This window comes from Paenibacillus sp. J22R56 (assembly GCF_056269375.1).
Map to the genome: position 1 here is coordinate 24,666 of NZ_JBWDNV010000007.1, position 13,067 is coordinate 37,732.

General features: G+C 45.7%; 13 protein-coding genes. 5 read left to right on the forward strand and 8 right to left on the reverse strand.

Going from position 1 to position 13,067, the window contains the following annotated elements:
• Positions 1-11: 11 nt before the first annotated feature.
• Genes alr through AC0YNT_RS17265 form a run of 3 tightly spaced genes read left to right on the forward strand, consistent with a single transcriptional unit; the run spans position 12 to position 3,029 of the window.
• Positions 12-1,184: an alanine racemase gene (alr, locus tag AC0YNT_RS17255; RefSeq protein WP_475805755.1), complete on the forward strand. Its 1,173-nt coding sequence runs from the start codon at positions 12-14 to the stop codon at positions 1,182-1,184.
• Entirely contained in the window at positions 1,136-1,984 is an 849-nt protein-coding gene (locus AC0YNT_RS17260; protein ID WP_475805756.1) for a D-alanyl-D-alanine carboxypeptidase family protein, read from the forward strand. The genes alr and AC0YNT_RS17260 overlap by 49 nt, the downstream gene beginning before the upstream one ends.
• Complete coding sequence (locus AC0YNT_RS17265) at positions 1,977-3,029, forward strand: acyltransferase family protein (RefSeq protein WP_475805757.1); 1,053 nt, start codon at positions 1,977-1,979, stop codon at positions 3,027-3,029. Before AC0YNT_RS17260 ends, AC0YNT_RS17265 begins: the two co-directional genes overlap by 8 nt.
• 54 nt (positions 3,030-3,083) lie before the next feature.
• Here AC0YNT_RS17265 and AC0YNT_RS17270 read toward each other — a convergent pair whose 3' ends face one another.
• The 6 genes from AC0YNT_RS17270 to AC0YNT_RS17295 all read right to left on the reverse strand — a co-directional run bounded on the left by AC0YNT_RS17270 (position 3,084) and on the right by AC0YNT_RS17295 (position 9,910).
• A complete protein-coding gene (locus AC0YNT_RS17270; RefSeq protein WP_475805758.1) occupies positions 3,084-4,301 on the reverse strand; it encodes a multidrug effflux MFS transporter in 1,218 nt (405 codons plus the stop codon).
• A 440-nt stretch (positions 4,302-4,741) separates the two neighbouring features.
• The gene (locus AC0YNT_RS17275) at positions 4,742-5,764 is read right to left on the reverse strand and encodes an AI-2E family transporter (protein ID WP_475805759.1); all 1,023 of its coding nucleotides are present in this window, start codon (positions 5,762-5,764) and stop codon (positions 4,742-4,744) included.
• A gap of 155 nt (positions 5,765-5,919) precedes the next feature.
• The gene (locus tag AC0YNT_RS17280) at positions 5,920-7,224 is read right to left on the reverse strand and encodes a glycoside hydrolase family 140 protein (protein WP_475805760.1); all 1,305 of its coding nucleotides are present in this window, start codon (positions 7,222-7,224) and stop codon (positions 5,920-5,922) included.
• A 28-nt stretch (positions 7,225-7,252) separates the two neighbouring features.
• A complete protein-coding gene (locus AC0YNT_RS17285; protein WP_475805761.1) occupies positions 7,253-7,993 on the reverse strand; it encodes an amidohydrolase family protein in 741 nt (246 codons plus the stop codon).
• Positions 7,990-9,048: a Gfo/Idh/MocA family protein gene (locus AC0YNT_RS17290; protein WP_475805762.1), complete on the reverse strand. Its 1,059-nt coding sequence runs from the start codon at positions 9,046-9,048 to the stop codon at positions 7,990-7,992. Before AC0YNT_RS17290 ends, AC0YNT_RS17285 begins: the two co-directional genes overlap by 4 nt.
• Position 9,049: 1 nt before the next feature.
• Positions 9,050-9,910 (reverse strand): phosphogluconate dehydrogenase C-terminal domain-containing protein, encoded by an 861-nt coding sequence (locus AC0YNT_RS17295; protein WP_475805763.1) that lies wholly within the window; start codon positions 9,908-9,910, stop codon positions 9,050-9,052.
• A 202-nt stretch (positions 9,911-10,112) separates the two neighbouring features.
• Between AC0YNT_RS17295 and AC0YNT_RS17300 the strand changes: the two genes are divergently transcribed.
• Together AC0YNT_RS17300 and AC0YNT_RS17305 are read left to right on the forward strand one after the other, a co-directional pair.
• Positions 10,113-10,919, forward strand: a complete 807-nt coding sequence (locus AC0YNT_RS17300) for a sugar phosphate isomerase/epimerase family protein (RefSeq protein ID WP_475805764.1) — start codon at positions 10,113-10,115, stop codon at positions 10,917-10,919.
• Between the two features lie 12 nt (positions 10,920-10,931).
• Entirely contained in the window at positions 10,932-11,573 is a 642-nt protein-coding gene (locus tag AC0YNT_RS17305; RefSeq protein ID WP_475805765.1) for a GntR family transcriptional regulator, read from the forward strand.
• Positions 11,574-11,593: 20 nt separating this feature from the next.
• Here the strand turns inward: AC0YNT_RS17305 and AC0YNT_RS17310 are convergent, their stop codons facing one another.
• Both AC0YNT_RS17310 and AC0YNT_RS17315 read right to left on the reverse strand, forming a co-directional pair.
• Entirely contained in the window at positions 11,594-12,484 is an 891-nt protein-coding gene (locus AC0YNT_RS17310; RefSeq protein ID WP_475805766.1) for an ATP-dependent DNA ligase, read from the reverse strand.
• Between the two features lie 90 nt (positions 12,485-12,574).
• Positions 12,575-12,799: an alpha/beta-type small acid-soluble spore protein gene (locus AC0YNT_RS17315; protein WP_167278111.1), complete on the reverse strand. Its 225-nt coding sequence runs from the start codon at positions 12,797-12,799 to the stop codon at positions 12,575-12,577.
• Between the last annotated feature and the right edge of the window lie 268 nt (positions 12,800-13,067).

Sequence of the window (13,067 nt, forward strand, 5' to 3'; positions counted from 1 at the left end):
AGGTGATCGGTATGTTAAGAGACACTTGGGCTGAAATTAGTGTGAGCTGCATTCGCGAAAATATGCTAAACATCCGCCGCTCACTGCCATCTTCAGTGAAGCTGATGGCCGTCGTGAAGGCAAACGGCTACGGGCATGGCGATATCGAGTCGGCCACAGCGGCAGTGCAGGCTGGTGCAGATTATTTGGCGGTTGCCTACCTGGAGGAGGCGTTGCGACTGCGCGATGCCGGATTGAAATTGCCTATTCTCCTATTGGCACCAATTCGACCGGAACAGGTGCAATTAGCGCTGAAATTCAACTTAATATTAACCGTCACGAGTGCGCATTGGTTCTCCAAAATGAGAGCTTATAAGCCATATGCTTCCCCTGGAAAGCTTCGGGTTCACGTGAAGATGGATACGGGACTCGGACGCATCGGTATCCGAAACAAAGAAGAATGGGATGAGATCGTACCTTGGCTGCGGGCAGAGGATGTCGATGTGGACGGCTTTTACACGCATTTCGCTACGGCAGGGCAAGCCGATACTGACTATTTGGAACAGCAAGCTGCACGCTTCACCCAGATGATGGATTGGGGCTGCTCATCTGGCCTCACGATCCGGCATTATCATTGCGCAGGAAGTATTGCTGCGCTGAGGTTTCCTCATCTGGCAATGGATATGGTTCGGATCGGGGCTGCGATGTATGGATTTTATCCGGAGAATCTTGCTTGTTCGGTAAAGCTTGCGCCAGCCTTAAGTCTCCATAGTCGGCTGATTCAGGTGAAGAAGCTGGCTAAAGGGGAATATCTCGGGTACAACAATTCCTACCAGGCTGAGGAAGACGAGTGGATCGGAACAATCCCCATCGGTTATGCTGACGGCTGGTCGCAGCGAATGCAAGGCACCGACGTGCTAATCGAAGGTCAGCGCGCCCCCATTGTAGGCAAAATCTGCATGGACCAGCTGATGATCAAGCTTCCGGGGCCGTATGCGGAGGGGACTCAAGTAACCTTTATCGGTCAGCATGGCGAGCAGCGCATTACGTTTACAGAACTTGCCGCCCACATCGGAAGTGTCGCGCAGGAAGTATCCACGTCACTAGGAGTCAGAGTGGCAAGAACCTATATCGATATCGAGGAGGTACGTACAAGATGGGACAAACAAACGTGGCCAAACCAAATCAATCAGGCCGTCATTTAACTTTTAATACGATTCAAGCTGCTAATTCCGAAATCCACCAAGGACATCTCGTCTTGATCAATCGCGAGAATCCCATTCGCCAGACGATTTCTAACAGCCGGTTATTACCGCTTAGCTCAATTCCGTCTATCCATACTCTAAGGGATGGTATGCTGCTTGAGCGGACCTGTTTACGACAGTTGGCTAATCTGCTTGAGGCTTGTCATGGAATAGACGATATTATTGCTGTCAGCGGCTATCGGACCAAATTGGAGCAGGAGCAGATTTATGCATCCTCGCTAGTTGATAACGGTGCCGACTATACCGCACGTTACGTTGCATGGCCTGATCGAAGCGAACATCAAACGGGACTCGCTATCGATGTCGGCAAGTTAAACAAGAACGTGGATTTTATCGCACCGGCATTTCCCGACACCGACGTCTATAAGTCTTTTAAGCAGCTTGCCGCAAGCTTTGGCTTCATTCAACGGTACAAAGAAGGAAAACAATCCATCACTCACATCTCTTGCGAGCCGTGGCATTTCCGGTATATCGGCTGTCCACATGCGGAGATCATGGAACGAAATGAATGGTGCCTGGAGGAATATATGGATCAGCTCAAAAACTACCCATTTGAAGATGATCATCTTGTATATGAGGATGAACATTCATTCGTTCAGATCTACTATGTAGCGGCAGATTCGGGGATTGTTACAACGATACCCCTTGTACCATGCGATCGATACCTTTTATCCGGAAATAACAGGGACGGATTTATTGTTACTGCATACCTGGATAAAGGTAAGCAAGCTCATGTCTAAACCGAATTACAGCGGACTGGATTGGATCAAGTTTGGTGCTGCCCTCATGGTTGTTGCCAATCATACCAGCCCGATTCTTTCTTACAGCTCAGCTGCCGATTTTTTAATTAGCAATCTTTTTACCCGTATTGCCGTACCGATTTTCTTCATGACAGCCGGATTTTTATTTTTCCGTAAAATGACTGGGGATCTATTGACGGATCGAAGTGCTTTGCGCGGATACATGCTGAAAACCTTGAGATTATATATAACTGCCATACTTATCTATTTGCCGTTGAATATATATACAGGTTATTTTTCCGAGTCCTTCACGGCTTATTCCTTAATCAAAGACATCGTGTTTGACGGTACCTTTTATCATTTGTGGTATTTGCCAGCGTTAATACTGGGCTTGTTTATAACTGTCTACATGTATCAGAAAATGACAATGAAAGCCATGCTGGTTTCTGCCAGCCTTTTGTATATCCTAGGGCTTCTTGGGGATAGCTACTATGGAATCATGCAAAGCAGCAGTGGGATCGTCCATGTCTATGAGGGCATGTTCACTGTGTTTGATTACACGCGTAATGGACTGTTCTATGCCCCTATTTATTTGGCAATCGGGGCTTGGGCAGCAAAGAGACAGCTTCCAGACCGTAAGCCTTTTGTTCATGCAGCCTTGTTTGCTGTCTCGCTTGGAATGATGTTTGTTGAAGGCACACTCCTCCACTCGGAGGGAATTCCGAGGCATGACAGCATGTATATTTTCGCGCTTCCCACCACCTATTTTTTATTCCAATGGTCATTGCAGTGGAAGGTCCAATCAAATAAAACGTTCCGCGAGTGGCGAGTATGGGTTTATATTCTTCACCCTCTCGCTATCGTACTCGTTCGTGGAGCAGCGAAAGTGACCCATTCCGAACAGCTATTTATCTCGAATAGTCTACTTCATTTTGTAGCTGTTTGCCTGGTGTCGATTGGCATGGCCGCAGCTACGGTATGGCTAATAGCGATCAGCCGTAAAATCCAGCCTTCCCGTTTCAGAAGATTGTTTGTAAATAGCTAGTACACACAAAAAAACCCGATCATTGCTGATCGGGTTTTGATTAACTAATTGATATTACATGCTCGTAGCGTTAGTGATCATCGGAGACTTCTTTTTACCCAGAAGCAAGTAAGAGAGCATCGCTGCAACACTCGTCATTAGAATGATGACCCCAAGCGGAACGGCTGTGTCCTCACCTGCGATACCAACTAGTGGTGAAACAACCGCTCCAAGCAAGAATGGAATGACACCAAGAAGTGCAGCTGCACTTCCCGCCATATGACTTTGGCTCTCCATTGCCAGCGGGAATGCTGCCGTTGATGTAATACCGATTGACGCTACGAAGATAAACAGCGGAATCACCAATGCGAACAACGGTCCATGCAGGAAGGCGACCACCAAGACAACAACGCTTGCCAATAAGGCAAGCAATAAGCCGATTACCAAGAAAGTCTGTTCAGATACACGGTGCGACATTCGACCGACAATTTGGGAACCAATGATCAGACTAATGCCATTGGATCCGAATAACAGAGCAAATCCTGTTGGTGAAACTCCGTATATATCTTGATAAATAAACGGTGTTCCGGAAACATACGCGAAGACACCTGCAATCATAATACCTTGTGCCAGCATATAGCCAACAAACTGGCGGTCCCGCAAGAGTGATCCGTAGTTCTGCAGCTGCTGCACGAAATTAGCGGAACTCCGGCGCTCAGCCGGCAGAGTCTCCTTCATCCCCCATTTTGTCATCACTGTGAGATAAATTCCGAGCAGGGCCAGCGCTATAAATACGCCTTTCCAATTCGAGAAAGCAAGAACGCCGCTACCCGAGACCGGTGCCACTAACGGCCCCAAGTTACCAACAAGCAAGAGCAGCGAGAAAAATTTCGTGAGCTCATGCCCACTGTATAGGTCGCGAGCAATCGCCCGTGAAATGACAATACCTGCCGAAGCAGCAAACCCCTGTATGAATCGGAATGCAATCAATAGACCGATATTGGGCGAGAATGCACATGCTAATGAGGCAATCAGATAAGCTGCCATGGAGATAAGTAAAGGAATACGTCTTCCGTGAGCGTCACTGAGTGATCCCATGACGAGCTGTCCGATGCCAAGTCCAAGTAAGCAAGCAGTCAGGCTGAGCTGCACGAGCGAAGCCGTTGTGTCGTATTGCTTCACAATCTCCGGAAACGCCGGTAAATACATATCAATTGTAAAAGGCCCAAGGGTCGAAAATAAACCAAGCAGCAATGCTAGTCCAAACACTTTCTGAGTTTTCTTTGCGGTCATTATGATGAGAATCTCCTATTCGTCTAATGTAAGCTCTAATTGTACGATGTTATTCTGTGATCGTAAACCATTGACCTAGTACCTAAATATTTTTTCTTTGTTAATCCTGAATGATATAAAATTTATTCCCGTTTATGACTGTGACACCGTTCTCCTGTACAACAGCATTTTGGCTCATCTTACATCCTGTTTCGTCTTGACGTGTTCGAATTCTTTGCTCTTCCGTTGCTGGTTGTGATGAACAACCATTTACCATACACCAGGCACGTCTATTTGTCATATCTATTTGATTCTCCCTTTGATTAATATAGTAGAAGTGGTTCTCTTTATCGGCAGCTACAGATCACCACTAATAGATCTTACAACCTAGAGTGAACTCCAAGTCAAGCAAAAAATAATCCCCCTCTTACGTACAGAGGGGGATTATTTGATGTTTATGTTCATTTGTGAGAATCAGACGATGAACCAACTTGCTCCACCTTGAGCACGTCCAGCATAAACATAAAGATTGGAATGCCAATCAATAGCCCCCAGATGCCCATATAATGCTCGGACAAAATGAGAATGAAGAACGAATAGAACATCGGCAAATTTGTTTTGTTCGCATACAGTCTTGGGTTCAAGAAATACGTTTCCAGAGCATGGATGACAAGCACAAGTACGATTACCCAAATGACAGTTGTGTTACCACCAATCTGGTAGCCGATAATGGCAATCGGGATAAAGGATACCACTACGCCAGCAACTGGAACAAGGCTTAGCATAAATACCATAATGGTTAGCGCAAACAGGTACGGGAAACCCATAATCCATAAGCCGGCAATGGTGAGCACCGTATTAATGACGGCGATCATGAGCTGGACTTCAAGCACCTTGCCGAAGGATGCAATAAACTTTCCGCCAAAATAGCGGAATTCCATATACAGCCATCCTATTGTGCTGTTGCTGAATTTTTCCGTAAACTCAACGATCTTGCGTCTCTCCAGCTGGAAGAAATAGCTAAGTAAAATAACGAGCAAAATAATTTCGAGCCAGCTGCCAATTGTCTTGGCATAAGTAAGTGCACTGTTCAAGAAGGTCTTGTATTCGATCTTGTCGAGTGTATCGGCGACGACCTGGGCGATCTGATCGTTTTGTGAAGAACCTAGAAACTTTTGCACATTGTTGACGATATCCACAATCTCATTGATCAGCTTGGGCACGTAATTGACAAGACCGTATACGAGACCAATAATAAGCGCGACATATAAGACCGTGGTGACGACAACCGGCGAAATTGGAATCACCCGGCGAATTTGCTTAGTAATAAAGCTTTGAAGCCGGATCATTACAAAAGTGACCATAAAAAGAAGAAGAAGCAAATTCAACATGTCTCTGAGACTATAGAGCAAAGCAAAAACCAGTAAAACAAACACAACCCTTTTGACGATCGAATGGGCAAAAAAAGTTTTGAGCGTTTCCACAAATGTCCCCCGCAAAATTAAAGTTATAAATAATAATACCTTGTTTTACCTAGAAACGCACCTTTCATTGCCCAACAGATGAAAGGGCTGCCCCAAATTGACTTTTGGGACAGCCCTATACGAATTGCATAATTTCCTTTTGTACCTCTTTATCCCTATTCCATTCCATCAAGCACGAGGATCCAGTCACCATCTCTGCCGCTTGTTGGCGGTTGGCACTCCACTTCTCCATCATTCGCATATACACCGGCATCTGCCCATGCTCCGTTACGCGGATCATACCAGGAAGCCTTAACGGAAGTGCCGCGAATCTTGCCCATTACGACTCGGAACGGAAGGCCATTCGGGGAAAAGATCATAGCATAGCTCTCACCGCGTGTAGCGGTCATGCGATTAGCCCCGCCGTAATTGTCGGCGATCAAGCTTTGGTCGGGTATTCTTGTCAGAAAAGGCCGCGATTCCATCAAGCTGCGCAAGTGCGACATTTGCTCTGCTCCTGGCCGGAGAATGGCATCCTTCCATGTCATAATGAAATAGGGTTCCGGCTTCGTCGTCATCGACCAAATAGAGTGATGGCCGTAGGTATGGCCAAATGCTCCCGCGAATACGGCGTGATAGGCGGCTTTTCGCACATCAGCGGCATCAAAATAACCATTCTCCACCTTAAAGTTTATCGGATGATCCTCATAACACGGCTCCCCATCTACCACCGGTTTGATTGGTTCGCGATTATAATCGGCAGCAATTTTCTCAAAGTTCGTGCGAACCCACTCATGATGACCGGATTGAATCATATTAAATGCCAGCCACGGTTCGTTATGCATGTGCAGGGAGGAAGATTGACCGCCCGGAGGGTGGAAGGTCATCAGATTAGCTCTGCCGTCTCCTTCACGGAGACCCTCTGCCATGGAGTAAATAATATCGAAGTGCTCGCGGGTATGCTGAGGACGATCACCGCCCAGCACCCAGATTACATTGTCTCTGTCCTTGTACCTTTCCCCTAGCCACTGTCCGTATGGCCTAGCATTATCCGAGTTAAAAATTTCCGGTCCCTTGCCCCACATCAGATTGTATTTGTCTCCCCAAGTCGGTAAGAATGCAATATAAAGGCCTAGTGCTGCTGCTTGATCGACAATATAGTCCACATGGTCCCAGTAGCTGTAATCTCCGTCGAGATCAGGAAGAAGCGGATCATATTGGCCTTGTTCGTTCTTCTTCAGCGGGAACCGTCCGTAAGCGTTGCCCGTTGTCAGACCCTCATGCTCGGCAAGTCCTACAGCCTGGATAACGGAAAATCTGCGCTCTGCACGATTGCGAAGATACAGCTCGGCATCCTCGCGGTTGAGTCTATGAAACAGCTCCCAAGCCGTGTCCGCCAGCCAAAAAAAAGGAGTTTCATCTTCCTGTACAAGAAACCTCTTATTCTCACTAACTTTCAAACGTTGAATGCGATAGGTCACGATTACAGCACACTCCTTCGTATTTGGATTATGTCAGCCGGTAGACCGACTTCGCACTTCTAAATAAAATCCACTCCTGTTCTTCTTCCGTTAAGCCGCATGTCTTGACCTTAGCCAATTCCGTACCTGTGTTATCCGCATGATCGGTTCCAAACATAAACCGGTTCGCTCCAAATTCCTGCGACCAATGCCGCATATTAAATCCGGCGGTCCAGGTGATGTCGGCATAAAGATTGGAGGCAGCCTTCAGCGCAATCGCTGTTTCACCTGCCATAATCATCATGCCGCAGTGGGCCATCACGATCTTTACATCCGGGAACTCAAGTGCAGGTGCGATCAAATTGGTCGGGTTGGCGAATGGGATACCTGCTCCCGTATGCACCATTACTGGTACGTCCAGCTTCCTTGCAAGCGCAAATACTTTCCTTCCGTCACGTCCTCCCGGATGAACAGCATGTGCGAACGTATGGATCTTAATCCCGACAAATCCAAGTTCCTCTACACATCGTCTGACTTCCGCTTCATAAACCGCGTCTTTTAAATGAGGGTTCGGATTGGCCATCCCGTAGAACTGACCAGGAAAAGCCTTTGTCACTTGGGCAATCCGGTCGTGCTGCTCTCGTACCGTCTCGATATCGTGGCAGGAAGCCGGCTGCAAAATGGTCTTGGAAATAGCGTAGGTTTCATGCTTCTCAAGCTGCTCTTCCCATGAAAAATCTTCATCAAATACATAGTCCCATCCTAAATGAGCATGGACGTCAATAATCACGGGCTCTTTCCTCCTATTTTGATTGGCTCGTGTTTGGCAGCGCTCTCATATACCCCAAACACCATGCTCAAGGTGATTAAGTTATCGCTTCCCTCGGTTGCGAATACTTCGCCGCTTTGCAAGCATTCCAAAAAGTGAGCTTGCAGCCGAATATGGCTTTCCTCATGATCGAGTTCTGTCCTATCTGCCAAAATATGCTCACTCGCTCCATCCTTACTGACCACTACAATTCTGCCCGAAGTATACATTTTGAGCGTTGCCTCGGAACCATCAATGACCAGCTGCTCCAAATGTACAGGTCCAACTGCTGTACCAAGCGGGCGGTCTAACTTCTGCCTGGTCGCCCAACTGGCATCGAGATAACCACAGAAATGATCATAGCCCATCACGACAATACCTGAATCTTCGCCTGTTATATGAGGACTGACACGCTGAATTTCTGCATAAAGCCGCTCTGGTGTTCCAAAGAGAAACCGCCAGGTATCAAACCAGTGAGGTCCCATTTCCAAAAACAGAAGCTTGGGCATTTCTCTGAAAAATGGCTGAGGCAGTATCGTACCGGGTTCCATCCTCGGTGTATAGTAATCGGTGTGTATGTATCTCGCAGAATGCAGCGTTCCGAGTGTGCCTGCCTCAATCACCCTTTTTATGAGTTGAAATGGCTGAAGCCATCTCCAGTTTTCTGTTACCATCAGCCTTACGCCGGCTTCTTTGGCGATTCGCACCATCTCTTCGGCTTCCCGCATGGAAGCAGCGAATGGTTTCTGGCATAAAATATGCTTCCCGCTTTCAGCCGCAAGCCGAACAAGCTCTAGATGCGTATCCGGCCCCGTTACGATATCTACAATATCGATGTCCGCATTCTCAAGCATTTCCGATATGCCACGGTACAAATGATTACTGGATACACCAAATTCAGCTGCTCTCGCTTGCAGCCGCTCCTCATTAGTGTCACATAAAGCCTTGACCTCAGCACCAGGAATATGGCTCCATGCCTTTAAATGTTTCTCCGACCACCAGCCTGCCCCGACCAATCCAATTTTCCAGACTGGCATGTCAGGATTCCTTGAACTGGATGGTGTGCAGTTTCTCGGGATGAAGCATGACATCCACTTGCTCATATACACTTTCTGGCCGGAACAACTCTTTCCATCCCTCTTTAATCATAGCCTTGCGGCCATATTCGATGGCGACCAGACAAGCGTCTGAAAACGGATTCACTTTTTCAAACACGATCCCTAGTTGGATATTGATATGTCCCAGCAAAAAGTCTTTGGCAGCTTCATAGGGAACACCCTGCTTTACGGCTTCCTCCATTGCCTCTCCTAATACCGTAACCATCATCGAGCTGATGGTCTCCGCCATCGTAGGCTCAAGGATAGCCATTTGCTCCACCGTAATCCGGTGAGATCTCATAACAGGAGCGAACATTTCCTTTGCCATCTGCTCCCCAAGAGTGTAGTGCTCCTCAGGACCTTGCATTAATGCACACACAATCGCTTGTTTGGCCGCAACCCCGCCAAAGAAATCTCTCTTTGCTTCCACTGTAATCTCATCGTTAAACACTGGCGGATGACAAGGATGAGCAACAAAGTAAGAAACATCATCCCTGGCAGGAAGTTCACCCAGATAAGCCGCTGCCGGATCTAGTAGCATAAGCAGCGCTCCCGTCTTCATAAGAGGAACGACCTCTTTAGAAATCTCTCCGATGGCGACATCAGGAACGGCGAGAATAATCACATCCGCATCCGCTATTGCTTCTTCCTGCTTGACCGCTGCAATTCCACGTTCAGTTAATCGTTCAATTCCTCTACTGCCAATCTCAACGTAAGAAACGTTGTGACTCCCTTTTCTCAAGTTGTCTGTAATTCGACATCCCATTTTACCACCTGCGCCAATGAGTGCGATTTGAACCAAAGCAAGCACCTCCAGAAGACGTTTACTTTCGTATTTTGGAATGAAATGACTTCGTTCTAGGGTCAGACTAACACACAACTCATCAGCACACAATATGTATACAATAAAAATTTAAAAGAATATATTTTGTATACAATGTCGTTTACAACGCCTTCCTAGACGCTTATACTTTTCTATATACACATGAGCTGAGGTGGGATATATGAAGCTTGGAATCAGTACTTATTCTTTGACATGGTCAATAGGAATACCGGGTTATCCTGCTCCCCACCATCCGATAGGCGTCATTGATCTGCTCGACATCGCGCACAGCAATCATATTAAGCTTGTACAAATTGCGGATAACCTTCCGCTCCATCAGATGAGTGAAGCTGAGCTGTTATTCATGAAAGAATACGCGGATTCTCTGGGAATCGAGATCGAAATCGGTACCAGGGGAACTAACCCGGAACATCTCCGTCGCTATTTGCGTATTGCCAATTTACTTGGATCTACTCTTTGCCGAACACTGATTGTAGAGGAGAATCTAACCAATCCTTTACTCGAGCTTCAAGAGGTTTTGCCTTTCTTTGAACAAGCAGGAGTTCGCCTTGCTATCGAAAATCATGGCCTGCATACCACGAAACAGCTTGCCTCCCTATTTGATGCCTGTAATCATCCCTTTATCGGCTGCTGTCTGGATACCGTCAATTCTTTTAGTGCGCTTGACTGCCCTAAAACCGTTATTCAGGATCTCTCTCCTTATGTCATCAATCTCCATTTGAAAGATTTCGACATTACAAGAGTAGATCATCAAATGGGCTTTATGGTTTTGGGTAAACCGGCAGGTTATGGTAAATTGGATATAGACGGACTATTGCAGACCATTCGTAATAGTCAAAGAGACTCAAATGTTATTCTCGAACTCTGGCCCCCTTTTACCGATACGGTTGAAAAGACCATCGCACTGGAGCGCAAATGGCTGGAACAAAGTCTTCATCATTTGCAAACGAACTATTTTTCTGAATAGGAGAATTTTATAATGTCAGGTACAACGATCACATTGAAAGAAAAGGCCTTTATTCATCTTCGCAAACTGATTTTGAATGGTGAGCTTAAACCTGGAGAAGTATTAACGGAACGAATGCTTGTGGAAATGATGGAGATGAGCCGGACTCCCATCAGAGCTGCCCTGGAGCGGCTTGATGCAGAAGGATTAGCAAACTATACGCCTAATAAAGGATTAGTCGTGGCCGAGCTGTCTCTTCGCAAGGCAATCGATTTATATGATTACCGGATTGCGATGGAATGTTTTGTCGTCCGTAAGCTCGCTTCCATGGAGCTCGAAAAAAGTGATCTAAAATGGTTTGAGCAGAATTTGCGGCAGCAGCAAACTCATGTCGAAAAAAGCGATTACGCCCTTTTTACGGAAGCAGACACACAGTATCACCGCAAGCTCGTAGAAATTTACGCAAATTCGGAAATCACTCAAGCGATGGAACGTCTTCAGGATCAGCTGTATCGAATTGCTATGGGCGTTCTTCGAAAGGACCGGACAAGGATCAGCGTATCCTATGACGATCATCTTCGGATTTTCCAGTTTATTCAGGCAGGAGAGGCAGACAAAGCTAGTCAAGCCATGGAAGAGCACCTGGAATTCGGTAAGCGAATTTTGATTATGTAAATCTAAAAAAAGCCCCTTAATTATCCGCTACGGATAATTAAGGGGCTTTCTTCTATTTCACCAGCGAATCCCACAAATTCAGGGGTTCGAAGCATGTTATTGGATGTCCAGTTACGGAACTTTACTTTCACTTTTAGAATGGGCTTTATATATACAAAATGTCTATCTTGACCCGTGATAATAGATGAAGCTGATTTATAGAAAGCATTCTTGGCCTCTTGGGGAATTGCTAATTCTACACATCCAACAGGTCTGCCTTCATGTTCAATAAGCCATCCGAACTCATTCCGTCTATAGCCGCTAATGGCAACTTCAGCATGCTGATAGTTGATTATTTTAAGCCAGTCCACAGAACGTTGGCTAGCATATTGGGAATCCTTTTTCTTGGCTACAATACCCGCTAAGCCATTATCTTCGATCATTTTATATAATGCATTACCCTGCTGCCCTATAAATAATGTTGAATGGTAATAGGCGTTGGGTATAAGTATTTGTGCAAGGATTTCTTTGCGCTCTTCGAGTGGTAAATGAGTTAAACTCTTGCCATTAAGGTATAGGATATCGAACACAAAATATTGTACGGGCTGTATTCTTGAAGCTTCTTTAATTTTCGTAAGCTTACCCATTTGGAATCTCTGTATAAGTCCATCAAAGTCATTTGTACCATCTTCTCTAACTCTTACTACTTCACCGTCAAACACCACATCCATATTATTGCCTACTGGGACATTAAATAACTCCGGGTATTGTCTTGTTACTTCATTATGATGTCGAGTAAACATTTTAACTTGCCCATTTATAAATGAAACAATAAGACGATGGCCTTCAAATTTCGGTTCAAATAAGTATTCATCGGAGTCGAAGGGTTCTTCAACTTTCTCAAGAAGCATAGGTGAGATGAACATAAGCATTCCCCTCTCATCCCAACATTATAACATCGTTTTAAAGTGCTATCCGATGGTAAGTGATGTGTGAGATGGAGGGGAATTGTTATGTGCTTATTATCTTCTTGAATTGGAGAATGTTGCTCCACTTAAGGATTGTTCAGCCATTTGAACAAGACGTTTGGTGATATTACCGCCAATTGTGCCTGCGTCACGAGTTGTAAGATCTCCATTATACCCCTCGGAGAGCTGGATACCGTGTTCTGTAGCCACTTCATATTTCATGCGATTCAAAGCTGCTTGAGCTTGCGGTACTACTAAATTGTTGGATTGGTTAGCCATATTAGTCAACTCCTTCTTGGATGTGAGGTTATTTTGTGGAGTTGTTGGAAATTTATTCGTTGTATAAAAATGAATTTGAATAGTTGCGCTAAGGTTGACGGAACCGGAGACTTTCAGTACCATCATTAGAAAGTGTGGCTACACTAAAGGTCACGCTTACGAAGTAAGAATTGTCATAAACGGCTTACTGAGCCGTCTTGGGTAACAATTCTATGCTTACGAAGTAAGAATTGTCATAAACGGCTTACTGAGCCGTCTTGGGTAACAA